The organism is Acinetobacter bohemicus ANC 3994 (genome assembly GCF_000367925.1).
GTDB classification, from domain to species: Bacteria; Pseudomonadota; Gammaproteobacteria; order Pseudomonadales; family Moraxellaceae; genus Acinetobacter; species Acinetobacter bohemicus.
This window is the reverse complement of sequence record NZ_KB849164.1, coordinates 634,152-660,255: the sequence shown is the minus strand read 5'-3', so window position 1 is coordinate 660,255 and position 26,104 is coordinate 634,152. Positions and strand designations below refer to the sequence as shown.

At 38.6% G+C, this 26,104-nt stretch carries 23 protein-coding genes; 8 read left to right on the top strand and 15 right to left on the bottom strand.

What is annotated here, in order from left to right; genetic code table 11:
* Nucleotides 1–142: 142 nt before the first annotated feature.
* A complete protein-coding gene (locus F994_RS03035; protein ID WP_004648595.1) occupies nucleotides 143–526 on the bottom strand; it encodes a hypothetical protein in 384 nt (127 codons plus the stop codon).
* Between the two features lie 224 nt (nucleotides 527–750).
* On the opposite strand from F994_RS03035, the gene F994_RS03030 reads away from it, so the two are divergent.
* Entirely contained in the window at nucleotides 751–1,305 is a 555-nt protein-coding gene (locus F994_RS03030; RefSeq protein WP_004648594.1) for a cytochrome b, read from the top strand.
* 69 nt (nucleotides 1,306–1,374) lie between these two features.
* On the opposite strand, the gene F994_RS03025 is transcribed toward F994_RS03030, so the two are convergent.
* The 5 genes from F994_RS03025 to yaaA all read right to left on the bottom strand — a co-directional run bounded on the left by F994_RS03025 (nucleotide 1,375) and on the right by yaaA (nucleotide 5,940).
* Nucleotides 1,375–1,737 carry a hypothetical protein gene (locus tag F994_RS03025; RefSeq protein WP_004648593.1) on the bottom strand — a complete coding sequence of 121 codons (363 nt, stop codon included), beginning with the start codon at nucleotides 1,735–1,737 and terminating at the stop codon, nucleotides 1,375–1,377.
* Nucleotides 1,738–1,818: 81 nt separating this feature from the next.
* On the bottom strand, nucleotides 1,819–2,820 hold the full coding sequence (locus F994_RS03020) for an adenosine deaminase (protein ID WP_004648592.1): 1,002 nt from the start codon (nucleotides 2,818–2,820) through the stop codon (nucleotides 1,819–1,821).
* 108 nt (nucleotides 2,821–2,928) lie between these two features.
* Nucleotides 2,929–4,251, bottom strand: coding sequence for an NCS2 family permease (locus F994_RS03015; protein WP_004648591.1), 1,323 nt, complete (start codon nucleotides 4,249–4,251; stop codon nucleotides 2,929–2,931).
* Between the two features lie 368 nt (nucleotides 4,252–4,619).
* Complete coding sequence (locus F994_RS03010; RefSeq protein ID WP_004648590.1) at nucleotides 4,620–4,853, bottom strand: hypothetical protein; 234 nt, start codon at nucleotides 4,851–4,853, stop codon at nucleotides 4,620–4,622.
* Nucleotides 4,854–5,160: 307 nt separating this feature from the next.
* Nucleotides 5,161–5,940 (bottom strand): peroxide stress protein YaaA, encoded by a 780-nt coding sequence (gene yaaA, locus F994_RS03005; protein ID WP_004648588.1) that lies wholly within the window; start codon nucleotides 5,938–5,940, stop codon nucleotides 5,161–5,163.
* A 124-nt stretch (nucleotides 5,941–6,064) separates the two neighbouring features.
* Here yaaA and F994_RS03000 point away from each other — a divergent pair, with 124 nt between their 5' ends.
* Nucleotides 6,065–6,697 (top strand): alpha/beta hydrolase, encoded by a 633-nt coding sequence (locus F994_RS03000; RefSeq protein WP_004648587.1) that lies wholly within the window; start codon nucleotides 6,065–6,067, stop codon nucleotides 6,695–6,697.
* A gap of 40 nt (nucleotides 6,698–6,737) precedes the next feature.
* Here the strand turns inward: F994_RS03000 and F994_RS02995 are convergent, their stop codons facing one another.
* Nucleotides 6,738–8,201, bottom strand: coding sequence for a hypothetical protein (locus F994_RS02995; RefSeq protein WP_004648586.1), 1,464 nt, complete (start codon nucleotides 8,199–8,201; stop codon nucleotides 6,738–6,740).
* Between the two features lie 382 nt (nucleotides 8,202–8,583).
* On the opposite strand from F994_RS02995, the gene F994_RS02990 reads away from it, so the two are divergent.
* Entirely contained in the window at nucleotides 8,584–9,024 is a 441-nt protein-coding gene (locus F994_RS02990) for a DUF2147 domain-containing protein (RefSeq protein ID WP_004648585.1), read from the top strand.
* 175 nt (nucleotides 9,025–9,199) lie between these two features.
* Here the strand turns inward: F994_RS02990 and F994_RS02985 are convergent, their stop codons facing one another.
* The 4 genes from F994_RS02985 to pheA all read right to left on the bottom strand — a co-directional run bounded on the left by F994_RS02985 (nucleotide 9,200) and on the right by pheA (nucleotide 14,224).
* On the bottom strand, nucleotides 9,200–9,577 hold the full coding sequence (locus tag F994_RS02985) for a hypothetical protein (protein ID WP_004648584.1): 378 nt from the start codon (nucleotides 9,575–9,577) through the stop codon (nucleotides 9,200–9,202).
* Nucleotides 9,578–9,686: 109 nt separating this feature from the next.
* Nucleotides 9,687–11,933 carry a bifunctional prephenate dehydrogenase/3-phosphoshikimate 1-carboxyvinyltransferase gene (locus F994_RS02980; RefSeq protein ID WP_004648583.1) on the bottom strand — a complete coding sequence of 749 codons (2,247 nt, stop codon included), beginning with the start codon at nucleotides 11,931–11,933 and terminating at the stop codon, nucleotides 9,687–9,689.
* Nucleotides 11,934–11,936: 3 nt separating this feature from the next.
* Nucleotides 11,937–13,043 carry a histidinol-phosphate transaminase gene (gene hisC, locus F994_RS02975; protein ID WP_004648581.1) on the bottom strand — a complete coding sequence of 369 codons (1,107 nt, stop codon included), beginning with the start codon at nucleotides 13,041–13,043 and terminating at the stop codon, nucleotides 11,937–11,939.
* Nucleotides 13,044–13,114: 71 nt separating this feature from the next.
* Complete coding sequence (gene pheA / locus F994_RS02970; protein WP_004648580.1) at nucleotides 13,115–14,224, bottom strand: prephenate dehydratase; 1,110 nt, start codon at nucleotides 14,222–14,224, stop codon at nucleotides 13,115–13,117.
* Nucleotides 14,225–14,679: 455 nt separating this feature from the next.
* Here pheA and F994_RS02965 point away from each other — a divergent pair, with 455 nt between their 5' ends.
* The gene (locus F994_RS02965) at nucleotides 14,680–16,401 is read left to right on the top strand and encodes a long-chain-fatty-acid--CoA ligase (RefSeq protein ID WP_004648579.1); all 1,722 of its coding nucleotides are present in this window, start codon (nucleotides 14,680–14,682) and stop codon (nucleotides 16,399–16,401) included.
* Between the two features lie 144 nt (nucleotides 16,402–16,545).
* On the top strand, nucleotides 16,546–17,064 hold the full coding sequence (locus F994_RS02960) for a type 1 glutamine amidotransferase domain-containing protein (RefSeq protein WP_004648578.1): 519 nt from the start codon (nucleotides 16,546–16,548) through the stop codon (nucleotides 17,062–17,064).
* Nucleotides 17,065–17,109: 45 nt separating this feature from the next.
* On the opposite strand, the gene F994_RS02955 is transcribed toward F994_RS02960, so the two are convergent.
* Nucleotides 17,110–18,252: an acyl-CoA dehydrogenase family protein gene (locus F994_RS02955; protein WP_004648577.1), complete on the bottom strand. Its 1,143-nt coding sequence runs from the start codon at nucleotides 18,250–18,252 to the stop codon at nucleotides 17,110–17,112.
* A gap of 148 nt (nucleotides 18,253–18,400) precedes the next feature.
* The gene (locus F994_RS02950; protein ID WP_034696638.1) at nucleotides 18,401–19,747 is read right to left on the bottom strand and encodes a dicarboxylate/amino acid:cation symporter; all 1,347 of its coding nucleotides are present in this window, start codon (nucleotides 19,745–19,747) and stop codon (nucleotides 18,401–18,403) included.
* A gap of 434 nt (nucleotides 19,748–20,181) precedes the next feature.
* On the opposite strand from F994_RS02950, the gene F994_RS02945 reads away from it, so the two are divergent.
* Nucleotides 20,182–21,183, top strand: coding sequence for a glycosyl transferase family protein (locus F994_RS02945; protein WP_004648575.1), 1,002 nt, complete (start codon nucleotides 20,182–20,184; stop codon nucleotides 21,181–21,183).
* Nucleotides 21,184–21,449: 266 nt separating this feature from the next.
* Here F994_RS02945 and F994_RS02940 read toward each other — a convergent pair whose 3' ends face one another.
* Together F994_RS02940 and F994_RS02935 are read right to left on the bottom strand one after the other, a co-directional pair.
* Nucleotides 21,450–21,716, bottom strand: coding sequence for a YeaC family protein (locus F994_RS02940; protein WP_004648574.1), 267 nt, complete (start codon nucleotides 21,714–21,716; stop codon nucleotides 21,450–21,452).
* Between the two features lie 3 nt (nucleotides 21,717–21,719).
* Nucleotides 21,720–22,628 (bottom strand): NAD(+) kinase, encoded by a 909-nt coding sequence (locus tag F994_RS02935; RefSeq protein WP_004648573.1) that lies wholly within the window; start codon nucleotides 22,626–22,628, stop codon nucleotides 21,720–21,722.
* A gap of 446 nt (nucleotides 22,629–23,074) precedes the next feature.
* Between F994_RS02935 and mrcB the strand changes: the two genes are divergently transcribed.
* Nucleotides 23,075–25,471, top strand: a complete 2,397-nt coding sequence (mrcB, locus tag F994_RS02930; RefSeq protein ID WP_004648572.1) for a penicillin-binding protein 1B — start codon at nucleotides 23,075–23,077, stop codon at nucleotides 25,469–25,471.
* A gap of 15 nt (nucleotides 25,472–25,486) precedes the next feature.
* Nucleotides 25,487–26,053 carry a hypothetical protein gene (locus F994_RS02925; RefSeq protein WP_004648570.1) on the top strand — a complete coding sequence of 189 codons (567 nt, stop codon included), beginning with the start codon at nucleotides 25,487–25,489 and terminating at the stop codon, nucleotides 26,051–26,053.
* The last annotated feature ends 51 nt before the right edge of the window (nucleotides 26,054–26,104 follow it).

Genomic DNA, 26,104 nt, shown 5'->3' with positions numbered 1-26,104 from the left:
TTATCACTAAAACTTCCCCAAACTTCGTTATGAAATTTAACAAGGGGGTCGCCATTGTCTGCATTTCATGCCTTGTTTGCGTTGTTTTAGCCAATAACGCAATGCATGGCTGAAATATCAACAGACCCTTCTTTACTAACAATTATTTCACTGCTTCAGCGACACAAGCATTAATCGTTTTAGTCACTGCATTTGTAACAATCGTGTTACGTGCTGCTGGATCAATCGCTGCGGTTGCCAAATCTACAGCCGTTACGCTTTGTGGTGCTTTTTCACTGACACAACCACAAATTTCAGACTGAATATTTTGTTTTTGCGTTGCTGTCATCAATTTCGTTGCTGTTTGCCATGCAGCCGTATTATTTAACTCTGTTGTACATTTTGCATTAATGGCAATTTTAAGTGCCGTATTGCCCAGTTGCTGAGTTGTTGATTGCATGCCTGCTGTACCAGTTGTTGTGTTCGTTGAAACACAAGCGGTTAAAGCTAAAGTTAGAGGCACAAGCACAGCAATTAATTTTTTCACAGTTCAATATCCTAAGTTTTAAAATAGATTGCGCGTATTTTGCAGAATCTTTGATGCAGAAGAAATCTATATTTCGTTGCAATTCCAAGCATCCCGACTATCTGACTAAAAATGATACAGCTTTCAGCGTTTCAAGAATTATACGCTTTGTTCTATATTCAAGGTTTTTAAATGACTGTAATTTGATTAGCATAGTTAAACTAAAAATCACATGTTGGTACAACATGCAACGCACTTCACAATACTATACGCGCACAGCACAAATGCTACATTGGCTCATGGCCATCATTTTCATTGCAGCATGGTTGATTGGTTTCTATAGTGGCAATTTTCTAAGCTATGATGTTGATGGTAGCTTTAAAGGTCAAGTTATTACCCTGCATAAAAATATCGCGACAACCATCATATTCCTTGTGTTGATTCGTTTGTTTTGGCGCTATACCCATCCTGCTCCGCAGCTCCCAGACAGCATGTCACCGATGATGAAAGTCTTGGCACATCTTGGACATTTGGCCTTATATTTAATGTTGTTGGCATTACCGATTACAGGTTGTTTGTTTAGCTGGAGTGCTGGGCATCCTGCACCCGTTTTATATTTATTTGAAATACCTCGTCTGGTTCAAGACAATCCCGATATTTTAGAGATCGTTAAACCAGTTCATATTTATTTATCTTGGTTTGCTGGTTTTCTGGTCATCGGTCATATCGCAGCAGCGTTAAAACATCATTTTATCGACAAAGATAATATTTTACGCAGTATGACTCGACAAGATAAATAAGTCATTAAAGCCCAACATCAAAAAAGCCACATCAGGCATACACCGATGTGGCTTTTTTACAGCTAAAACTTAGTTAAGCGCTTCTTGAGCACAGCCCTTCACACTATTCAATACCGCTTGTTTAATCAGGCTATTTTTCGCAGATTCACTGACTGATGCCAAGGCCAAGTCTTTGGCTGAAATATTATTCAGTGCATGATCGCTCACACAAGCACAGATTTGTTTTTGTACACCCGTTTGGCGTTCTACACTCATAAAAAATGCAGCCGATTGCCAAATTTTTGAATCATTTAATTCACTTTTACAACTTTGTTCCAATACTGGCTTTAACATTTTTTGTGTTAAAGAATGATCCTGATTGGTCGCAAAAACCGACATCGAACCAATCACCAAACACGCGGCCAACACCCAACAAAGACGCTTTTTCACCATCAAACCTAATTTTTAACCTTCATAATTTAGCGGATCAATCGATTAATCCGCCAAATAAAACAGCACATAGACAAATATGAATTATGCTAAAGCATCGATTTGCTGTGTCCATTTTTGTTTTTCAGCTTCAGAAATAAAAGAAGCCTCAAACGAATTTTTAGCCAAGTGTTTCAGTTCATCATTGGATAAATCTAGAGCTTCAGCAATGGCAATAAAATTATCATTCATGTATCCACCAAAATAAGATGGATCATCTGAATTTACCGTGACATGCACACCTTGTTGTAATAAACGACGGATATTGTGCTGTGCCATATCATCAACCACACAGAGCTTTAAATTGCTTAAAGGACACACCGTTAAAGGCATCTTTTCGCGAATTAAACGCTGCATCAATTCAGGATCTTCTTCTGAACGCACACCGTGGTCAATACGATTTACTTTAAGTAAATCCAAGGCTTCCCAAACATATTCAGCCGGACCTTCTTCACCCGCATGTGCCACCACCAAGAAACCCGCTTCACGAGCTTTGGCAAAAACACGTTCAAACTTGGCAGGTGGATGCCCCACTTCACTAGAATCCAAACCGACCGCAATAATCTGATCTTTAAATGGTAGTGCTTGTTCTAAGGTTTTAAATGCCGCTTCTTCACTTAAATGACGCAAGAAACACATGATTAAATGCGAGCTAATACCCAATTTAGCTTTTGCATCATCACAAGCACGTTGTAAACCATTGAATACAGTTGCAAATGCCACACCACGATCAGTATGAGTTTGCGGGTCAAAGAACATTTCTGTGTGCGTCACATGATCAGCATGACATTTTTCAAAATATGCCCATGCTAAATCATAAAAATCCTGTTCGAGTACTAAAACATTCGCACCCGCATAATAAATATCAAGAAAAGATTGTAGATTATGAAAATTATAGGCCTGTTTTACTTCTTCAACCGACTTATAAGGAATATCAATTTGATTACGTTGAGCTATTTCAAACATCAACTCAGGCTCAAACGTCCCTTCAATATGTACATGTAATTCTGCTTTTGGCAAAGCACGGATGAGCTCAAGTCTATTCATATCCTAATCCTTAAAAATAAAAAAAGGTGCAAACTTGAGTTTACACCCTGAAGCGTGTGGCACATTTATAAATGCAAGTTCAACACGCTGTACTATAAATTTGGAAAATTAACCACCAAATAATACGAATTTTAATGCCCAAAGTACGGCAACAATCCACACCATATAAGGTACAGTTTTCGCTTTACCAGTGAATAGTTTAATCAGCGCATAGCTAATGAAACCCATTGCAATACCATCTGCAATTGAATAGGTGAATGGCATAAATACGATGGTTAAAAAGGCAGGAACCGCTTCAGTGATATCATCCCATTCAATATGAACAATACCTTGAATCATTAACACCCCAACAAATAACAATGCAGGCGCTGTAGCAAAACCTGGCACGGATTGCGCAAGTGGTGCTAAAAAGAGGCATAACAAGAACATAATGCCAACAACGACAGCCGTTAAACCTGTACGACCACCCGCGGCAACACCAGCAGATGATTCAATATAAGGCGTAGTTGAAGACGTACCCAAAGCTGCACCAGCAACAATTGCAGTTGAGTCTGCAAAAAGTGCTTTTTTCAAACGTGGTAATTTACCATCTTTCAATAAGCCGGCACGGTGTGATACACCAACCAATGTTCCTGTTGAGTCAAACAAATCAACCAAGAAGAAGACAAAGATTACCCCGACCAAACTTGCAGTGAATAAACCTTCAAAATCCATTTGCATAAATGTTGGTGCAATTGATGGCACTTGCCCCACAACACCATGGAATTGGTTATAACCCAATGCTGTTGAAATAGCCGTCACCGCCAAAATACTAATAATAATTGCACCACGCACTTTAAACTGATGCATGACCACAACCATGAGGAAACCAAGCAAGGCAAGGATCACCGAAGGTTGTTTTAAATCGCCTAAACCCACTAAAGTTGCAGGGTTAGCAACAATAATACCGGCATTTTTGAGTGCAACCAAAGCAAGAAAAAGACCAATACCACCACCAATTGCCAGTTTTAATGACATTGGGATTGCATTGACAATTGCCTCTCGGATTTTAAACATACTGATGAAAATAAACACCAAGCCTGATACAAACACAGCGGCAAGTGCAGTTTGCCAAGGCACGCCCATACCCATACACACAGAATAGGTAAAGTAAGCATTTAGCCCCATACCCGGTGCCAGTGCAATTGGATAATTTGCAACAAGCCCCATAACCAAACAACCAATTGCGGCTGCAAGACAGGTTGCTACAAACACAGCGCCATGATCCATCCCCGTTTCGGATAAAATCATTGGATTAACAATAATGATGTAACACATTGTTAAAAAAGTAGTTACACCAGCAAGAACTTCGGTGCGAAAATTGGTTTTGTTTTCGCTCAACTTAAATAAGCGTTCAAGCATATTCTCTGAAGATGGACTAGGAGTCGTCATGACTTCACCCCTGTAAGTAAACTTTATGCGGTCAGCACGCTACAAAATTAATGATCCGTCTAATACCAATCACCATTAATTTTGTAGATGTCTAAGCAATGGATATGCCAATATTTTCATTTAAAACAAGTATATTGAACAATTCTTCATTAGGGCCTAAAGAGCCAAATGACAAAAATTGTAAACAAAAAAGCCGCATAACTTTTATGCAGCTCACTTAATTCAAAAAAATCAAATACTTATTTAATAAAAAATATGATTCAAATATGGTCGGGGCAAATTATAACACAATGATTTTTTATTGTTTCTAAAATTTATTTTTAATTAAAATTCAATAAGATATTAATTTAGTCAACTAAATTAATCGTCTAGTGTTTATCGGACTGACTCACCAATTGAACCAAAGGCTTTGTATTTACGTCTTTACTTCCAGTATGGTGAATAAAAAGATTAGGATTAGAATCTATTACACTGAGTGAATGATGAGCATCATAAATCAACTGATCAACTTCATTCTTTTTTTTACGTTCAGCATCTTGGTAAACATAATATCCCAATAGCACAACAACAAGAATGAAGATTAGAATGAGTAATTTTTTCATAATATAATTTTATTATTTTAAAAACTTTTCATTATGATAACAAAAAACAACATGAAAAGGTGATGCAAGACACATTTTCTAAATATTTTAATATCCATTAAAGCTAATCATAAAAGAGACTGTAACAGAAGATGATCATTCTAAAATGACATGACTGTTGAGCAACTCCGCTTTTATTTCTATGATGCTTAAAAGATTCTTTTTAGCTTTAATGCTTCTCAAGCAGTTCATGAAATTTAAAACTTTATATTTCAGACAAAGAAAAAATCCTGAACAATGTCAGGATTTTTGCCTTTAAAAAACTAAATTAAGCTGCTTTTTCATCACGTTTAAACACCAACTCACCCTGAAGTGAACTGTTAGCATCAAAATAATAACCATCGCTATTAAATGATTTTAAGTCTTCAACTTTACTCAACTGATTTTCAATAATGTATCGAGCCATCAGACCACGGGCTTTTTTAGCATAAAAGCTAATGACTTTATATTTGCCATTTTTTTGATCTAAAAACACAGGCTTAATAATTTCAGCTTTAAGCTTACGCTCGATGACTGATTTATAGTATTCATCCGAAGCAATATTGACCAATAATTCTGAATTGGCTTGTTCCAAATCATCATTAATTAAATTGGTAATTTTATCGCCCCAAAATTCATATAAATTATGACCATGTGAATTGTGTAATTTTGTGCCCATTTCTAAACGATATGGCATCATCAAATCCAACGGACGTAATACACCATATAATCCAGATAACATCCGTAAATGCTTTTGTGCATATTCAAGTTTTTGATCATTTAAATTGTAAGCATCTAAACCGGTATAAACATCACCTTTAAACGCAAATAAAGCCTGACGTGCATTCGAAAAATTAAAGTCTGATTGCCAATCATGGAAGCGCTCTACATTCAATTTGGCAATTTTTTCACTCACGCTCATTAAATTGGCGATATCTGTAGCAGACAGTTTACGACTTACGTCTATAAGTTGTTGTGAATGTTCCAGCAATCTTGGTAGAGTATGCAAATCGGTAGGAAGTGCAGATTCATAATCTAAAGTCTTAGCAGGAGAAATTAAGGCGAGCATGGACAACCTGATCAAAAAATAATTAAACAGACTATAACAGTAGACTTATTTTATTTCCAATTTGTGTTTTTACTGAACATTATCGGTAAAATACGCTATTCTCCTATTATTAGTCGGTTGTAATATGTCCGAGCAAATTTTCATTCAAGGTCCTGTCGGTCAAATTGAAGTTTTTGTTGATTATCCACAGGGTGAAGTGAAAGGATTCGCGGTTGTATGTCACCCTCATCCATTACAAGGCGGCACACCACAGCATAAAGTGCCAACCCTTCTTGCTCAAATGTTTCTTGAGCGCGGTTGTATTGTATACCGTCCTAGTTTCCGTGGTTCAGGTCAAAGCATTGGTGTGCATGATGAAGGCTTTGGTGAAACTGATGATACTCTAGAAGTAATTAAACAGATGCGTTCCAAACATATTAGCCTGCCTTTTTATGCTGGTGGCTTTAGTTTTGGAGCACATGTGATGGCTAAAAGTTATCATGCACTACCTGACGAAATAAAACCTAAGCAATTGATTTTATGTGGCTTACCTACTGCAACCGTTGCAGGTTTACGTCATTATGTGACCCCTGAAATTAAGGGTGATATTTTATTTATTCATGGTGAAGGTGATGAAGTCACTTTATTGTCAGACTTAATTACTTGGGCAAAACCTCAACGTCACCTATTGACCATTTTGCCTAATGCAAACCATTTCTTTACGGGCTATTTAAAACAATTGCGTATTGCGATTTCTCGTTTTTTAACAACTTCATAAGAATTAGAAAAGGATCATCATCTGATGATCCTTTTCTAGCTTAATTACTTTTACTCAAATAATTGTAATCTGTATCTACAAATCCATCACTTAAACGTAACTCTACTTTCGGACACTCTGCATGTGTTGGTCTTTCCTCTAAGACTGTTACCTGCGTCATCATTAAGCCACCCTCATAAAATGCCTGTATTTGGGATTCCGATAATAAATAACGCAAAGTGCCACATTCAATAGGTTGTAAGTCTTCTCGTTGAAACATCTTTAGATTGAGTCCAGTTTCTAACTGTGTCACTCCTCTTTTCTCCACCGAAGCAACAGCAATATAATGATCCGAGCATAATAACTGCGGCTGAAGCACTTGTTGATCTAAAAAATTAATTTTCTTATTTTCAAATTGAAAACGATTATGTGTTTCTTTTTTCCAAGAGCAACCAGCCACTAATACTTCATTGGTTTTAAATTTCCCATGTGGTATAAACCCATTATTTTTGATTTCAAATGGATTAAGCCCCAACTCAAAAGCTGTATTTAATTCACTGGCATAGCCTCGTGGCTCATAATGACATCCAGTATATTCAGCCTGTGTCACAAGCCTTTGTTCGTATAACACATGTTGATCTACTTTACGTATGATTTTTATTTGCGTGTAATTCGAATCAAGATTTGTTGCATGATATAGGATGGTCGCTTTTTGTTGCGTTGGTATTCCAATTGCTACAGCACCAGAATTGAAATATTTCCGCCAATAATACCCTTTTTCAAGATACTGAATTGGATAAAGTAAGGTATGTTGTTGATTAGGTTCTAATTCACATGAGGCTTGCTTATGACTAAAAGTCGGTACACTAATCACATTATTAAAATCAACTTCAATAGTTTCTCCTATTAAAGTGATCATATCACGTGCTTGATCATCTACCTTTTCACGATTTAAAATTCGTGTACTGTGATTTTGTGATACCTGAGTCAAAGCAGGCACATTAAAGTCACTGTCTTTGCCACGAAATAAATAACGCTTTAAACCCAACTCTTGACTCTGCGTAGTTTGAAATTTTGCTTCATCTACAGTGTATAAATACAGTTGAATAGCCAAGAAAGTGAAAATGCTTATAACAGCAACTAAAATTATTCTTGCGTATATTTCAGAAATTTTTTTAAGGGTAAAAGCGCACATTAAAAAAATAGATGATGCCAACCATACCAGCGCACCCACATTCAATTTATTCAGTGACATTGCTACACCAATAAACATTAATGCGAAAGTGACAGCGGCATAGATTGAACCGAGATCACTAGCAGGTGAAGATTTTATATAATACTTAAGGGTAAATAAGAATGTAAGGTTTGCCCAAACAGGAAAGACAATAAATATAGGTAAAATCATAAAATGATAAGCAAATGCAGTAAGCATCACCCCAACACCTATTATTCCCTCATAAGCAGGCAAGCACCATGATAGAAAAAATAAAAAAACTGCAATACAAAAAGATATTTTTGAAGCCATTATATAATTAATTGTTATTTATAATTTTATTATAATACCTTAGATTAGCATTTAAAGTTCAACACTATGCTCTTTCAATAACACCTGACTCGGACTCATAAATCCGAGTCTTTTTTTGAGCGATAGTTCAATCTATGATTAGGCTCATGTTAAAAGTCGCTGCCTTTGGCAATGTACTAGCAAACTAAGCCATGCATATTTTCATTACTTTATCTTTGCCATACGCTGTATAGGTTGCACGAAATAACAAATGCTCTAGATTCCCCTTTCCAAAATGAATTATTTTGCACTTCATTTGAAAATCTAAAAACTATACAATCAAATAGTTAGCCAAGTACGGCTTAAGATGTTCGGAAACATTTTTAATAGTTAGAAGGATATTATGAAAACTATTTTTGGGATAATTTGCATCGCTTTATTGAGCTCTTCAGCCATTGCACAAAATATTGTCGGCACATGGCGTTATATAGACGATAAAACCGGTGAAGCTAAAGGGTTAGTCAAAATTGAGCAACAGGCCGATGGTACATATGCAGGTACAGCGCTCAAATCAACACCACGTGTCGGCTATACACCGAAAGAGTTTTGTACCAATTGCCCTGCACCCTATACCAACAAACCCATCATAGGTATGCAGGTGATTTCTGGATTAAAAACAGAAGATCAAATTAATTACACAAATGGGAAAATCATTGATCCTGTTTCTGGAAAATTTTACCGTCTTAAAGGCAAAATCAGTACCAATGGCAAAAAATTATTTCTTCGCGGATATATGGGAGTATCAGCCGTAGGTCGCAGTCAGACTTGGTTACGTGTGGAATAAAATAAAAATCCTGAGCTGCGAACACAGCACTGTTTTTCGCAGCTCAGGCTATTTATACAAGGTCAACAAGCCCTGATCATTTCAAATTCAAAAATTATTTCAAATTCAAAAGTAGCCGATATCGGTGTCAGCAATATCTGCCCTTCCAAACTTCAAGCCTACCTTTTTGCTAAGGCTAACCCTTCCACTCAAACTCGCTAAAAGCTTCATCTTGTTTTAATGTATTTTCAACGGCTTGTGCCAATTGATTCAGCAAGCTCTGCTCTGTAATGCGGTCTAACCAGTCCTGATCTTCATCAGGATATGATGTAATTTCACAGACCAAATGACCACCCTGATCATGCCCTTGGCAAGTAATGGACAGCGGCAAGGAATGATTATCTACACTGACAGCAACATGGTCACCACTTTGTGACAAGGTCTGAAAACCATATTCGCCTAATTCTTTAGACAAAAGATCTGCAACATATTCCTGAGTCACATGACGATCACTGCTCTGCAATGCAGCATGATTATGTTTTTCACAGTTTGCTGTAAATTGTAATTTTCTCATCGATATATCCAAAGGCATTCTTATTGTATGGTTTTAGAATAAGCAATAAAAACAAAACAGCCAAGCAAAAGCTTGGCTGTTGTCTAACAAATGTACAAAACTAGACTAATTATTCACTGACTTGTATCGCTAAACCGGCTTGATTTGCAAGCTCAGTGAAAGTAGGGAAACTGGTTGCCACCGTTTCTGTACCGACAATTTTAATTGCGCCCGAAGTACGCAAACCGGCCATACTAAAACTCATCGCAATACGGTGATCATGATGCGATTCAATTTCACCACCCGTGAAGATTGTAGACCAATCGCCTGACTTCCCCTTACCTTCAATAATGATGCCATCATCCGTTGGTGTGCAGTCAATACCCATAGTTTTTAAACCATCTGCCATGACTTGAATACGATCAGATTCTTTGACGCGAAGTTCCGCAGCACCCGTTAAAATCGTTTGACCTTCGGCACATGCTGCGGCAATAAAGAGCGCTGGAAATTCATCAATGGCCAATGGCACTTGATCTTCAGGCATATGAATGCCTTTAAGCGTACGAGAGCCTTTGATACGAATGTCTGCAATCGGTTCACCACCTGCAATACGTTCGTTTTCAACGGTCAAGTCCGCACCCATTTGTTTCAAGATTTCAATCACGCCCGTACGCGTTGGGTTAATTCCAACAGCCTCTAAAGTCACGTCTGAACCTTCAGTAATGGCAGCACCCACCATAAAGAATGCGGCAGATGAAATATCTGATGGCACCTGAATTTCAGTCGCAATGAGCTTACCGCCACCTTGTAATGAAATGCGATTGCCTTCAGTTTTTACTTCATAACCAAATGCACGCAACATACGCTCTGTATGGTCACGTGTTGGTTCTGGTTCCGTCACTGATGTTTCACCGCTGGCCCAAAGACCCGCCAGTAAAATGCCTGATTTCACTTGTGCAGATGCCATCGGCAAATCGTAATGAATACCTTGAAGGTTTTGATTCCCTGTAATCGATACTGGTGGCGTACCACGTTCACCCGTGGTTTGAATTTGTGCACCCATTTCACGTAAAGGTTTGGCAATACGTTCCATTGGACGTTTAGACAATGACGCATCGCCGGTCATGACTGAATCAAATTTTTGCGCAGACAACATACCTGAAAGTAGACGCATTGATGTACCCGAGTTCCCCATATATAAGGCACTTGCAGGCGCTTTTAAGCCATTGATACCGACACCATGAATAGTGACTTCACCATTTTTTGGCCCTTCAATACTCACGCCCATATCACGGAAAGCTTGCAAAGTTGCCAGCGCATCTTCACCTTCCAAGAAACCTGTAACATGGGTTGTGCCTTCTGCAATCGCACCAAACATGATGGAGCGATGTGACACAGATTTGTCACCAGGCACGGTAAATTTACCTTGGAAATTTTGAGAACCTGGCAAAATGGTAAATTGTTGTGTCACTTTATTTTTCTCCATCAAAGGTTGTTTGGCGAGCATGTGATTGAAGTGTTGTCGTGCAGCCTGTGCATGCCCCAACACCCCCATTAATGCCTGTGAGTTTTCATCTTCAATCAGTTTACGTAATATTGCGAGTTGCTTTTCGAAGCCATCGACTGCATTTAAAATCGCTTTCTTATTGGCAAAAAAGATGTCATGCCACATTTGCGGATCACTGGCAGCTATGCGTGAAAAGTCACGAAAACCACCTGCTGCATAACGAAAGATATCGAAATTATCTTCACGATTGGCAAGCTGCTCGACCAAGTTAAATGCCATCAAATGTGGCAGATGACTGGTATGTGCAAGGACTTCATCGTGTTTATCGACATCCATACAAATCACGTCAGCTTTAGCCGCTTGCCACAATTGTGTCAGTTTTTCCACCGCCCAATCGGCACTGGTCGGTAAAGGCGTCAAAATGACTTTATGATTGGCAAACAAATCGACCTTACCGGCATGTACGCCTGTATGTTCAGCCCCAGCAATCGGATGCCCCGGTACAAAACCTTCTGGTAAATTTTCACCATATACCGCCTTTGCAGCATCTACCACATTGCCTTTGGTGCTACCAACATCAGTGATGATGGTGGTCGCAGCAAGATAAGGCTTAATCATTTCCAGTACTTTTTCTGTCGCACGAACAGGTAAGGCTAAAACGACTAAATCGGCACCTTGAACAGCATCAACAGGATTGCTATAGCCCGCTTGAATCAATCCAAGTGCTTTCGCATCATCCAATGTTTTTTGCGAACGTGTTGATGCAACAATTTGCTTTGCTAAATTTTCAGCAATCATCACACGCGCTAGACTTGAACCAATCAACCCAAGTCCAATAAATGCAACTTTTTCAAATAGAGGCTTGGACATCACTTAAGCTTTTCCCTCTACAGTATTGCTTGCTAAATCAAGTACCTTCGCAAGTGCGCTAAGGAATTTAGCATTTTCAGTTTCAGTACCAATCGACACACGCAGATGATTTGCAATTCCGACTGGACGTACAATCACCCCTTCTTTTAACAAGGCATTGAACGTTTGTGCAGCATCAGCCTGAACATCAACCAAAATAAAGTTCGCACGTGATGCCACATAGTCTAAGCCAAGCGACTGAAAACCTTGCTCTAATTGATTCATACCTGCTTTATTGACAATACGTGATTGCTCAATAAAGTCTTCATCTTTTAGTGCAGCAACAGCAGCCACCATAGCAAGATGATTCACATTAAAGGGCTGACGAATACGATTTAAAAAATCAGTGACTTGTTTCGATGCCAATGCAAAACCCACACGCAGGGCTGCCAAACCATAACATTTAGACAATGTACGGCTAACGATGATGTTTGGATATTGTGCTAAAAATTTTAAGCTATTGAAATTTTCTGGAAAATATTCCACATACGCTTCATCCAGTACCACAATCACACTTGCAGGTACTTTCTGCATAAATGCTTCAAATTCAGCTTCTTCAAACCAAGTCCCCGTTGGGTTATTGGGATTGGCAATAAAAATGAGTTTAGTATTGTCTTGAATTGCAGCAGCCATGGCATCTAAATCATGTGCAAAGCCTTTTGCTGGGACTTCAATCGCTTGTGCATTAATTGCTTGCGTCACTAAAGCATAAACAGCAAATGCATGTTGGCTATACACCACAGAATCGCTTGAAGAAACGAATGCACGAGCAAACATTTCTAATAAGTCGTTTGAACCATTACCCAAAGTAATACAGTCAGCAGTCACGCCAAATTGCGCACAAATTTGATCTTTTAAAATAAAACCGCCACCGTCAGGATAACGACCAATTTCAGCCAACTCAGCAGCCACTGCTTGTTTGACCTGATCAGAACAGCCCAATGGATTTTCATTCGATGCCAATTTGACGATATCAGTAATCCCTAACTCACGCTCAAGCTCACTAATTGGCTTACCCGGTTGATAAGGTTTTAACTTTGAGATGCCTTCATTGGCAGGGACAAACGACATGTTACTCTTCCAATTATTTCAAGTGATAAAAGTGGTTAACTTCAAGTTAAAATTAACCACCAAATAGTGATTTACAATACCGCGATCGGATATGAACCTAATACTCGAACTTCTTTCACCAACGGACGAATTTCTTCAATTGCCGCTTTGACATTGTCTTGCTCGACATGACCTTCTAAGTCAATGAAGAATACATAAGCCCATTTTTCAGGTAATGCAGGACGGGTTTCAATACTGGTTAAGCTAATATGATGTTTTGCAAAAGGTGCAAGAATTTCAAGCAATGCACCGGCACGATCATGTGCTGAAATCAGTAATGAGGTTTTATCATTGCCGCTTTGCGGTACTTTTTCACGACCAATCACCAAGAAACGTGTGGTATTTTCCGGGTTATCTTCAATATTGCCATGTAGAATTTCTAAGTCATAAATATTGGCAGCAACATCAGATGCAATTGCTGCTGAATGCCATTCAGTACGAATTCGACGTGCCGCTTCAGCATTTGAACTTAAAGCAACGCGCTCTACACCCGGATAATGCGCATCTAACCATTTGCGACATTGCGCCAAAGTTTGTTGATGTGCATAAATTTGTTTAATGCTGTCTTTACGGGTATTTGCAGAGACTAAAAATTGGTGATGAATACGCAATTCAACTTCACCAATCACATTTAAATGCGATGACTTAAAACAATCTAAAGTATGGTTGACCACGCCTTCAGAAGAGTTCTCCACGGGCACCAAACCATAATGTGCACTTCCCGCTTCCACTTCACGAAATACTTCATCAATGGTTGGAAGTGGACGAACAATCGCATCCTGACCAAAGTGCTTCAGCACAGCTGAATGGGTATAAGTACCGACTGGACCTAAAAATGCAATGCTTTGTGGTGCTTCAAGTGCAAGACAAGCCGACATGATTTCACGAAATAGACGCGCCATGGTCACATCAGATAATGGCCCCTCATTGCGCTCCATAACATTACGCAAAACTTGCGCTTCACGTTCAGGACGGTAAAACATTGGATTCTCTTCAGAAGCAAACTTTGCTTTTGCTACTGCTTCTGCCAATTTTGCTCGGCGGTTGATAAGCTGTTGAATCTGCTGATCAACTGAGTCAATATCCTCACGAATCTGAGCAAGGTCAAGAGAAGTCTTTGTGTTTTGATCGTCGTTGATCATTGTTATGTCGCCCTTCAAAAACATTATGCAAACAGTATAACAATAGTTAGCTTTCAAATGTTACGCAATAAGACTTTGATTGATTCAGCCTTAAAAACATACAGTTGATTTAATCAGCAATTTTATTCTCTATGATTTTGCAATAAATTCTTAAAATTAATGACCTTTTGCCAATTTTCCATAAATTACACTACAGTTGTACATTTTTAGCCCTGTACGACCAAGGTGAGTTTTATGCTATCTGGTCGAATATATTGATCTTGTTTTGCAAATAACATCATATTTTAAAACGCTTAATATCAATATTTTTACACTCTGCTTTTTTACTATTTATTGGGGTCATTGGCAGATTAGATCATTGCCAAAAATAAACATTTGCTTGATGTTTGAAGACAAATGTCTGGACTGACATAAAAACCAAAACAAAACTAAAACATCTATCTTAAGGATCATCAATGAGTCATTACGCACAGCGCCCATGGGAAAAAAATTTACCCATTTCATTACATGGTTATCAACTTAAGCCTGATCAAATTAAATCAAACTTACCAGAATTATTGACCCACACCACGGCTCAATTTTCACAATCGCCCGCATTTAGTGTGGTGTTACCTACAGGCTTAACCAAGAGCTTAACCTTTCAAGAAATTGATGATCTATCAAGCACCTTTGCCAATTATTTACAGCATCACCTGAAACTTAAAAAAGGCGATGTGGTTGGTTTACAAATGCCAAATTCTTTGCAATATCCGATTGCTGTATTTGCTTGTTGGAAAGCGGGTTTAATTATTACCAATATTAATCCACTGTATACAGCGCGCGAACTTGAATACCAATTAATTGACAGTGCTGCAACAGCATTGATTGTTTCTGATTTATTTTTAGCAACTTTTGAACGTGTGATTCAAAACAACGCTCAGCTTCAATCCTTGGCACTGGTAACCGCAAGTTTAAGTGAGTTTTTTGATCAGCCTTATCAGGGCATGATTGCACAAAAAATGCAGGCAGATGCCGAAGCGCAAGGTCGCTCACTCAAACCAAGTATTGTCTATACAACCTTCACAGATGCTTTAGAAATGGGTAAAAATTTAGAACAATATATCCCTATTCAACATGATATTGCCCTATATCAATATACAGGTGGAACAACGGGTCGTAGTAAAGGTGCCATAATTAGTCATCAAAATGTGGCATCTTTGGTCAAAATAACTGGCGATTATTTACATGCCCATGAATCTGGATTTAACCATAACGACTGCATTTTAACGGCAATTCCGCTGTATCATATTTTTGCCTTTAGTGTAAATTTCCTCATGTTCTTTGAAGCGGGTTCTCACAATCTGCTAATTCCTTCTCCACGACCAGTCAGCAACTTAAAACCTGCTTTTGAAAAATTTAAAGTCACGTGGTTAACTGGAGTCGATACACTCTATGCGGGCTTATTGGCTGAAAGTTGGTTTACTGCAAACCCACCAAAACTGACCTGTAGCATTTCTGGCGGCACGGCACTGCGTCCTGCAACAGCAGAACACTGGAAAGCTAAAGTCGGCACGATTATTGAAGGTTTTGGCATGACAGAAACCAGTTGTGCTGCGCTACTTCATCCACCCATTCGTGAAATTCGTCAGGGTTCTGTTGGTTTTCCATTACCGGGTTCCGACATTAAAATTGTCAATGAACAAGGTCACGAAGTTCCATTAGGTGAAGCCGGTGAACTCTGTGTAAAAGGGCCCCAAATTGTATTGGGTTATTTAAACCGCCCAACCGAAACGGCTGAAACCTTTATCGATGGTTGGTTACATACAGGTGACATTGCCAAAGTCGATGAAGATGGCTTTTGTTATATTTTAGATCGTAAAAAAGATATGGTGATTGTTTCAGGTTTTAATGTTTATCCCAATGAAATTGAAGCAATTTTAGCTGAACATCCAGATATTATTGAAGCTGCTGTCATTGGTGTACCCGATGATCAAACGGGAGAATCGGTTAAAGCATTTATTGCCTCGAATAATGCCAGTCTTTCTGTCAGTGAAATCCTAAAACATTGTAAAGACAACCTAACCGCCTACAAAGTCCCAAAATCGATTGAAATATTGAATGAGTTACCAAAGTCAACCGTCGGAAAAATTCTACGTGCCGAACTTCGTCAAATGGAAAGTCAAAAATATTCTAATTAATTTCAGCTTATTATGGTATTAAAATCTAGCCCTAAAGCTTTGTCTTTGGGGCTTTCTCTTTTACAAGAGTCATTTACCAAAATCCATCACAAAAATTTAGTGATTCCTCTATATTCTTTTAATAAAGCAATTCGGAGAATAATAATGTCAAAAAGAATCGCCGTTTTAGTGACCCATGATTTTGAAGATATTGCATACTCGGAACCTGTACAGGCCTTTCGAGCTGCACGTCATAGTATTTTAAATATTGAAAACAGAGCCGGTAATATTGTCTATGGTCAAAAATGCAAATCTGCGGTTACCATTGATCGAAGTATAGACCATGTTTCTGTGCATGATTTTGATGCCTTACTTATTCCCGGAGGACATTCTCCCAACCAATTGTGTCGTGATCATCGTTTTGTCGATTTTGTCCGTAATTTTGCCAATGCACAAAAACCAATTATGAGTATTTGTCACGGCCCTCAACTGCTAATTGCTGCAAAAGTGGTTAAAGGTCGGTTAATGACGACCATTCAAACCGTCGCCCTAGATCTGATTAATGCCGGTGCTGTGTATTACGATGTTGATGTGGTGAATGATAATAATCTGTATATTTCTTCTCGCTCTCCTGACGACTTACCTGCCTTTATTAAAGAAAGTTTACTGGTATTAAGCCAATAAAAAAGAGCCTTTCGGCTCTTTTTTTAGACATTAAACAACCCGTCATTAACGCCCTAAAATACTACGCGCTACAATTTCTTTCATAATTTCATTGGTGCCACCGTAAATGCGTTGAATACGTGCATCCACAAAGAAACGTGAAATTGGATATTCAGTCATATAACCATAACCACCAAAAAGCTGTAACAAGTTATCGGCAATTTTCATTTGCATATCGGTACTAAAACTTTTCAATGCTGCGGCAGTTTCAACATCTAATTTACCTTGCATATACAGTTCGACATTTTGATTATAAAAAGCTGCTGTCGCTTGTTCATCTATTTTTGCTTGAGCCAAAACAAATCGTGTATTTTGAAATTGGCTAATCGGCTGACCAAATGCTTGACGTTCTTTTACGTAAGCAATCGTGACATCAATCGAACCACGAATAGCACCAAGAGCGGTGGAAGCAATCGCTGTACGTTCACGTGGTAATTCTTGCATTAAATAAGCAAAACCTTGCCCGGCCTGACCCAACAGTTGATCTTTGGGCACTTGAATATTATCGAAGAACAGTTCTGAAGTATCTTGTGAATGTAGGCCTATTTTATTCAGGTTGGTACCCTTTTTAAAACCGTCTAAATGAGTATCTAACAGCATTAAAGACACGCCTTTTGCACGTGCTTGCGGATCGGTTTTCACCGCCAACACCACCAAGTCTGCATGCTGACCATTTGAAATAAAGGTTTTTGAACCATTTAATAGATAGTGATCACCCTGCAAAATTGCATTGGTTCGCATGGCTTGTAAGTCTGAACCAGCACCCGGTTCAGTCATGCCAATCGCACCAACAACTTCACCCGCAACCATTTTTGGCAGCCAATATTGTTTCTGTTGTTCTGTACCAATATGCAAAATATACGGTGCTGCAATTTCAGAATGACATGAAATACCCGTTGATAATGCACTAAATCCTGCACGGGCTGACTCTTCAACCAGCATCAATGAATAATTGATCGGAACGCCATAGCCACCATATTCTTCAGGTACATCGACACATAAGAAACCATTTTCCCCCAATAAGCTCCAAATCGAACGCGGCATAATGCCTTCATGTTCCCATTGCTCATAATGAGGTGCAATATGCTCACTCATAAAACGTTTAAAATTATCGCGAAACAGTTCTAGATCAGCATCATAAGCCAACATATATCATCCTTATTTTCAGTTTTAGTTTTTAGCTTCCTGCCATGCTAGTGATTTTATCGTCTGCTGTCATGTCCCATTCCTGTCATTTTTATGACTTTTATAGTCAATAAAAAAGGAAGCCGAAGCTTCCTTTTTTCATCCATGCTGATTACGCATGGTTTTGGTTGTTTTCTTCTAACATTAAACGATCCACTTCTTCTGGATTGGCTAAAGCATAATCTAATTGTGTTTTATCCAACTGTCCGACCCATTTCGCTACAACAATCGTTGCCAATGAGTTACCCACAAGATTGGTTAATGCACGTGCTTCTGACATGAAACGGTCAATACCCAAAATCAATGCCAAGCCTGCCACTGGAATATGCCCTACCGCCGATAACGTTGCCGCCATAACAATAAAACCTGAACCTGTGACACCCGCAGCACCTTTAGAAGAAATCAATAACACCACTAAAAGAGTAATTTGATGCTCAATATCCAAAGGTGTGTTGGTCGCTTGCGCAATAAAAATGGCCGCCATTGTAAGATAAATAGATGTACCATCTAGGTTAAATGAATAACCTGTAGGAATCACCAAACCAACAACCGATTTTTCACAACCCGCAATTTCAAGCTTCTTCAACATGCGCGGAAGCACTGATTCAGAAGATGATGTTCCCAATACAATCAGAAGTTCTTCACGAATCATTCGGATCATTTTCAAAATACTAAAACCACAAACTCGAGAGATTGTGCCTAATACAATGAAAATAAACAGTAAACAGGTTACATAGAAACAGATAATCAATTGTGCTAACTGCGCAAGGCTACCAATACCATATTTACCAATGGTAAATGCCATCGCACCAAATGCACCAATTGGAGCCAACTTCATTACCATATTTACGATATTGAAGAAGACATGAGAAATTTGATCGATAAATTTCAGTACAGGTTTACCCGCATCACCCAACTTATGCAACGCAAAACCGAACAGAAGAGCGAACAGTAAGACTTGAAGAATTTCACCTTCAGCAAATGCACCTACAACGGTATTCGGAATGATATGCATCAAGAAATCAATCGTCGATTGTGATTGACCTGATTCTACATATTTAGAAATACCAGATATATCCAAAGATGCAGGATCAATATTCATGCCCACACCCGGTTTTGCAATATTAATTACAAGCAAACCGACAAGTAAGGCAATCGTAGATACGATTTCAAAATAGAGTAAAGCGATACCGCCTGTTTTACCCACAGACTTCATACTTTCCATGCCAGCGATACCACTGACCACAGTACAGAAAATTACAGGTGCAATAATCATTTTAATTAGGCGAATAAATCCATCACCCAACGGTTTTAATTGCTCGCCTAAACCAGGCACATGTTTTTCAACACCATTGACTAGTTGTGTACCACTTGGGAAAAAGTGACCGATTAACACGCCCGCAATAATGGCAACAATCACTTGAAAATAAAGCGATTTATATAAAGGTTTTTTAGCCATAATCATAACTTCTTCATGTATTTCCGCACGCAGAAATATCAATTTTCTCTTGCCTATTCTTACGAATATACAACCCTAAATCTTTTTACCAGATGCAAAAAGACAATGAGTTCTTGTGAAAAACTCGACTTAAGATGAAAACAAAAAAAGATTCACAAATGAAATAGTCAAGTTCGCAAATAATATGTGAGAGAAATATATATTAAGTGCAAAACATCAGACTAAGGAGATCATGAAAATTTAAATAAATCCTATAAGAAGAAAGTGTACTTGAATTTAGATCAAGAAATTGTTAACACGCGTCCTTTTCGATTGTTTTTCACACAAAATCCATTCAGACATTAGTCTAATATGGATATTCTCTTTTTCTTCATTTTATTTTTATGTCATAGTGTGGACATTCATTTTCATACGAAATACTCTGGTACGCACGCATGAACAATAAAAGAAACCTCTACAAAGATTTTGAACATCCCTTTGCACAATTTGTTCGTATTGTGGGTAAAGGGAAAAATGGTGCGCGATCGCTTAGTTTTGATGAAGCTTACCAAGCTTTTAGTATGATCTTAAAAGGTGAAGTTTTAGATGTTCAGCTCGGCGCTTTCTTAATGCTGCTGCGCGTTAAAGAAGAATCTGTAGATGAGCTAACAGGCTTTGTAAAAGCAACACGTGATCAACTTAATTTTAAACATTTAGATGTAGATTTAGATTGGTCATCTTATGCAGGTAAACGAAAACACTATCCTTGGTTTTTATTGGCTGCACTCACCCTTACCCAAAATGGCTATAAGGTAGTCATGCATGGTGCATCTGGGCATACGATAAACCGTCTATATACCGAACAGGTATTAGAATATCTCGGTTATGCTATTTGCAAAAATGACACCGATGTGGAACAACAATTACAACAAACCAATTTTGCCTATATTCCTTTGGATGCCATTTCACCCATTTTGAGTGATTTAATTGCCTTACGTAATGTGATGGGCTTACGCTCTCCAATTCACACGTTAGCTCGCCTAATTAATCCATTTAATGCAAAAGCAACCATGCAAGCGATTTTCCATCCAGCTTATCGTAGTTCGCATCAGCAAACGGCTTTTAAATTAGGCTATAAAAATAGTGCTGTTATTAAAGGTGAAGGCGGTGAATTTGAACGCAATCCGGATGCTAAAACTTTAATTTGTGGCATTAAAAATGGTGAGCTGTACGAACACGAATTACCCAAATTGACTGAAAACCGTAGTCCGATTGAGGAAGAACTGGATTTAGCCGTGTTTAAAGCAGTTTGGGAAGGCAAGCAACGTCATGAATATGGTGAAATTGCCGTCACTGAAACCATGGGCATTGCGTTATATACCATGGGAGTTTGTGACTCTTATGATGACGCAATGTTAAAAGCTAAAGAACTTTGGCAAAGCCGAAAAGTTATTTAATAGGCTAAAAGATCAGGCTCTGCGGATTCTTACCGCTGATTAGCAAATATCTGGAGCTCATTGTGTTACTTTTTAAAAATGAGCTAGTGATAGCGCAAGTAAACTTTTTCCATTTGCAAAACTCGGCAAATACCACCAAGTGTCATCTCTCTCGCAAAAACAGGACGATATTAATATCGTCCTGCCTCGAACAGTTTCGAATGGCTTTTACGTGTAGCCATAATTACAACTTCAATTTAAGATTAAGTGACTAAAATAACCTATCTTTAAACAAAACGAATCGGTTGAAATTCAGGTTCAGGAACATGCGAATCACATTCTTCCCCTTCCTCTTTATGACCTTTATCAATATAACCACTACGTTCTTTTTCAGGTAAATTTTGAGCTTCCCACGCAATGACAGCTTGCATACAAATTTGACGCTGTTCTGTGGTTAAAGCAATGCCATTTGGCCATTTACCAATTTCTACTGCTGTTTTTAAACGCGAAACAATTTCAGGATCGAGTATAGCCAGCATTTGTTCAATATTCATCATTTAATCCTGCTGTTGTAAAGAGTCAAAATCTTGATTCCAACCAAGTTTGGTTCGACATGCCATATAGAAGTCATAACCCGGTGGATGAAGTAAATTCAATTTAAATGGATGTTTACGGATATGTAAACTATCACCAACACTCAGCGAAACACTATGTTGACCATCGGCACTGACCATCGGTAACACACGGTTTTCGCGAATCATAATCTTAATTTCACTATGCCCACCGACCACAATAGGACGTGAAGACAAAGTATGCGGATGCATAGGCACTAAAGAGATGGCATCCATACTTGGATGAACAATCGGCCCACCACCAGATAAAGCATACGCTGTAGAACCCGTTGGGGTAGATACAATTAAACCATCACTGTGCTGGCGATAGACATACTGACCATCAATATTCAATTCAAAGTCAATCATATGAACCGAGCGGCCTGAATGCAAGACCACATCATTCAAAGCAATCGCATCATAAATATTTTCGCCTTTCGAACGAATTTCCATTTCCAATAGAAAACGACGGTCTAGCTGAAATTCACCTTTGAGCACTTGATCCAGTTTAAAAATCACCTCGGTCGGCTTAATATCGGTTAAAAAGCCCAAACGACCACGGTTGATGCCAATCACTGGCGTATTGTGTTTTACCAAAGCACGTGCAGCATGTAACAAAGAACCATCACCACCGACCACAATCACCAAATCAACCACTTCACCCAGTAAACTACGGCTCACTGTTTGCGTATTACGACTATCAGGAACCAATGCTGCTGTTTCTGAATCAAAAACAGGATGAAGCCCTATACGTAAAAGATGGTTATGAATGAGACTTAAAGTTTCAACGACGGAGGATTTATCTGGACGTCCGATCAATCCAATGTTACGAAAATTTTTATGTGAAATTTGCACCTAAGTCATCGCTCCGCTACGATTCATGCATATCATAGCATTAACCCTATTCATTTTAAAAAACTTTAAAAGTTGATCATACAAGCTATATCGATTTACCAAGCTAAAATAAACCATTTTTTCAACCTGCACCTATACTTAAAGCTAACTTTATATAAATTATAATGGTATTAAATTTTCATGATAAAAATCACATTTTTTAATCCACACTTTAGCCATGTCATAATCCGTAATCCTTCACTTTTGGCAACACCAATTAAAACCCATCCAACACCTATAAAAACAGACTCAACTGTAAAATAACATCTTTTATAAAATCAACAACTCATTACCTATAGACTTACTTTTTTAGCGTTATATTTTGTTTTCATTCACAGATTAATTATTGCAAAAAAATGAAAAGCTTCGCATCATTAGCATAATTTATTTGGATCTTATAATCATTAATGAAGTCTGAACGCGGTATCGGTTTACTGGCCCTTATTTTCTCAATATTAGTCATTGGTGTTTTCTTAGTTTTTAGCATCTACTTAATACGAATGGACAATATTGTACGAGATAAATTTGAAGGACAACGCTGGGATATTCCTGCAAAAGTTTTTGCGCGTCCTTTAGAGGTCTATACCAATGCGCCGGTCAATCAAACAGATTTCACCCAAGAATTAAAATTACTGGGTTATAAAAATTCAGAGAGTTATACCAAATCAGGTAGTTATGTGACTTCAGGTGATGAACTCTATGTACATACCCGAGGTTTTGACTTTGGTGACAGTGTTGAACCAGAACAAGTTTTAAAAGTCACGTTTAGCAACAATCAAATTGGTGAAGTCAGTGCAACTAAACCGTCTTCTACTGGGATTGCACGTTTAGAGCCTTTGTTGATTGGCGGAATTTACCCACAACATAATGAAGACCGTGTCCTGATTAAACTTAAAAATGTACCTAAACCATTAATTGAAGCTCTTATTGCCACTGAAGATCGTAATTTCTATCATCATCATGGTATTTCAGTTCGTGGTACGGCACGTGCTTTAGTCAGTAATGTGACTGGAGGTAAACGTCAAGGTGGCTCGACGCTAACTCAGCAGTTGGTTAAAAACTTCTATTTAAGCCCAGAAAAAACCTTAAAACGTAAAGTCAATGAAGCCTTAATGGCCTTGTTAATTGAACTGCATTACGATAAAGATGAAATTTTAGAAGCCTATTTAAATGAAGTAAATTTGGGGCAAAATGGTAATTATTCGATTAATGGTTACGGTCTCGCTTCACAATTTTACTTTGGTTTACCTTTAAGCGAATTAAATATTGCTCAACAGGCATATTTAGTTGGTTTAGTACAAGGGCCGACGCTATTTAACCCATGGAAGAATCCTGAAGGTGCCAAAAAACGTCGTGATATTGTGCTCAATAATATGTTGGTTATGGGTTATCTGACTCAAAAACAGTTTGAGCAAGAAACTGCACGCCCATTAAATGTCATTGCAAAGCCAACTTTAGGCCCTGCACGCTTCCCAGACTTTCTCGATATTGTGCGTCGTCAATTACGCACTGAATATCAAGAAGGTGATTTAACCAATCAAGGTTTGAAAATTTTCACCACGCTTGATCCTATTGCGCAAACGCAAGTGCAAGAAGCCTTTAAAGCTTCTGTTTCACGTTTAGCCAATGCCAATCCAAAACGCCTAAAAGACTTGCAAGGGGCTGTTTTAATCTCTCATCCTGAAAATGGTGAGTTGGTTGCAGCCGTAGGTTCTACCCAAGATTTTACTGGTTTTAACCGTGCCTTAGATGCCAAACGCCAAGTCGGTTCTTTACTGAAACCCGTTATTTATTTAAGTGCTATTGAATCGGGACGTTACAATTGGGCAAGTCCAATTGAAGATAGTTCCATCAACATCGTCAGTGAAGGAAAAACATGGACACCTAAAAATTATAGTGGTGGTGGACATGGTGTGGTTCCTATGGCAGAAGCTTTGGCAAATTCATACAACCTGTCAGCGGTGCGTTTAGGACAAGAATTTGGACTTTCAACATTTAGCAATCATCTGAAAAAATTTGGTGTGACATCAGAAATTCCAAATTATCCGTCTATTTTTCTGGGCGCTGTTGATATGTCACCTATGGAAGTGATGAGTGTTTATAGCAACTTTGCAACGGGTGGTTTCAAATATCCCATCAAATCCATTCGCTCAGTGGTCGACTCGAATGGTCGTTTGTTAGAACGTTACGGTCTTACAGTTCAAAATACCATCGACCCTTCTGCTGCGTATATTTTAAATTACGGCTTACAACAAGTCATGAGCGCGGGTACTGGACGTTCGGCATATAGCGCTCTTCCTACAGACTTAAAACTGGCAGGAAAATCAGGAACCACGAATGATACACGCGACTCATGGTTTGCAGGTTATTCTGGCAACTATTTAAGTGTGGTTTGGCTGGGTTTAGACGACAACAAAGTGACGGGATTAACGGGTTCTTCAGGTGCGCTTCCAGTTTGGACCAATGTCATGAAGCAATTGCGCCAAAAACCAGTGAACTTACGCCAAACAGAAAATGTGCAATGGCAATGGATTGATCGTGCGACTGGACACCTATCTGCGCAAGGCTGTGAAGGTGCCATGTATATTCCACTGCTACGTAATAATGTACCGCGTGAGGCAACAGGTTGTGGTTTACCGCATTATCAAGTAGAGCCTGTTTACAATCCTGATACTGAAAACAATCAAGCACCCACAGATCAAAACGATAGTATTGAAAACTATATTCGTGAAAGCGAAACTGAAATGCAGCGCGATCTGCCAAGTAATGAGAAAGTCATTTCAAGTGGTGGCTATGATAATTAGTGGTGAAAATTAAGCATGAATGTACGATTCAGCAGCTATAAACAGATAGTAATCGGTTTAGGTTTAATCGGGTTGGTCGGCTGTCAAAGCCTACCTGCCCCTCAGCAGCCAGCAGTAGAAAAAAAACCGTCTACTGAAAAAAAGACCATTAAAACATCGGATGGCGTTGTCATTACGCCTTATGATCGTGAAGAAATTCAACGTAAAAAAATGCAAGTGGTTATTCCTGAACAAAGAAGCAAACAGCAATTTGAAGATGGCCGTCAACTACCTGCATTTAAAAAACTCATGCAAAAAACTCAACAAGCCTATACACAGGGAAAATGGAATGAAGCAGAAGCTGCTGCACTGCAAGCACAGCGTTTAGCACCACAATCTGCCGAGACTTTTTTGTATTTGGCTTTGGTCGCGCAGAAAAAAAATAAGCCTGCAAATGCTGAGGCTCTCGCGCAACGCGGACTGAGTTATGCACAAAGTAATGCCATGAAAAAACAACTCTGGCTGGTGATTTTAAAAGCTGCACAACAGCAAAAAGATCAAAAACTGATTCAACAAGCGCAAAAGGCACTGAAAGGCTTATAAAATCGAGGATGTATTGACATCTAAAAGATAGTGCTTAATACATCCTATTAA

Excerpts from the sequence above, each read along its gene's own strand:
- F994_RS02995 (WP_004648586.1), bottom strand. The coding sequence starts at position 8,201 with ATGGCTTCAAAAATATCTTTTTGTATTGCAGTTTTTTTATTTTTTCTA.
- F994_RS02925 (WP_004648570.1), top strand. The coding sequence starts at position 25,487 with ATGAATGTACGATTCAGCAGCTATAAACAGATAGTAATCGGTTTAGGT.
- F994_RS02990 (WP_004648585.1), top strand. The coding sequence starts at position 8,584 with ATGAAAACTATTTTTGGGATAATTTGCATCGCTTTATTGAGCTCTTCA.
- F994_RS03025 (WP_004648593.1), bottom strand. The coding sequence starts at position 1,737 with ATGGTGAAAAAGCGTCTTTGTTGGGTGTTGGCCGCGTGTTTGGTGATT.
- F994_RS02980 (WP_004648583.1), bottom strand. The coding sequence starts at position 11,933 with ATGTCCAAGCCTCTATTTGAAAAAGTTGCATTTATTGGACTTGGGTTG.
- F994_RS02945 (WP_004648575.1), top strand. The coding sequence starts at position 20,182 with ATGAACAATAAAAGAAACCTCTACAAAGATTTTGAACATCCCTTTGCA.
- F994_RS03010 (WP_004648590.1), bottom strand. The coding sequence starts at position 4,853 with ATGAAAAAATTACTCATTCTAATCTTCATTCTTGTTGTTGTGCTATTG.
- F994_RS02955 (WP_004648577.1), bottom strand. The coding sequence starts at position 18,252 with ATGTTGGCTTATGATGCTGATCTAGAACTGTTTCGCGATAATTTTAAA.
- hisC (WP_004648581.1), bottom strand. The coding sequence starts at position 13,043 with ATGTCGTTTGTCCCTGCCAATGAAGGCATCTCAAAGTTAAAACCTTAT.
- F994_RS02965 (WP_004648579.1), top strand. The coding sequence starts at position 14,680 with ATGAGTCATTACGCACAGCGCCCATGGGAAAAAAATTTACCCATTTCA.
- F994_RS03020 (WP_004648592.1), bottom strand. The coding sequence starts at position 2,820 with ATGAATAGACTTGAGCTCATCCGTGCTTTGCCAAAAGCAGAATTACAT.
- F994_RS03000 (WP_004648587.1), top strand. The coding sequence starts at position 6,065 with ATGTCCGAGCAAATTTTCATTCAAGGTCCTGTCGGTCAAATTGAAGTT.
- mrcB (WP_004648572.1), top strand. The coding sequence starts at position 23,075 with ATGAAGTCTGAACGCGGTATCGGTTTACTGGCCCTTATTTTCTCAATA.
- F994_RS02950 (WP_034696638.1), bottom strand. The coding sequence starts at position 19,747 with ATGGCTAAAAAACCTTTATATAAATCGCTTTATTTTCAAGTGATTGTT.
- F994_RS02960 (WP_004648578.1), top strand. The coding sequence starts at position 16,546 with ATGTCAAAAAGAATCGCCGTTTTAGTGACCCATGATTTTGAAGATATT.
- F994_RS03015 (WP_004648591.1), bottom strand. The coding sequence starts at position 4,251 with ATGACGACTCCTAGTCCATCTTCAGAGAATATGCTTGAACGCTTATTT.
- F994_RS03030 (WP_004648594.1), top strand. The coding sequence starts at position 751 with ATGCAACGCACTTCACAATACTATACGCGCACAGCACAAATGCTACAT.
- yaaA (WP_004648588.1), bottom strand. The coding sequence starts at position 5,940 with ATGCTCGCCTTAATTTCTCCTGCTAAGACTTTAGATTATGAATCTGCA.
- pheA (WP_004648580.1), bottom strand. The coding sequence starts at position 14,224 with ATGATCAACGACGATCAAAACACAAAGACTTCTCTTGACCTTGCTCAG.
- F994_RS02985 (WP_004648584.1), bottom strand. The coding sequence starts at position 9,577 with ATGAGAAAATTACAATTTACAGCAAACTGTGAAAAACATAATCATGCT.
- F994_RS02940 (WP_004648574.1), bottom strand. The coding sequence starts at position 21,716 with ATGAATATTGAACAAATGCTGGCTATACTCGATCCTGAAATTGTTTCG.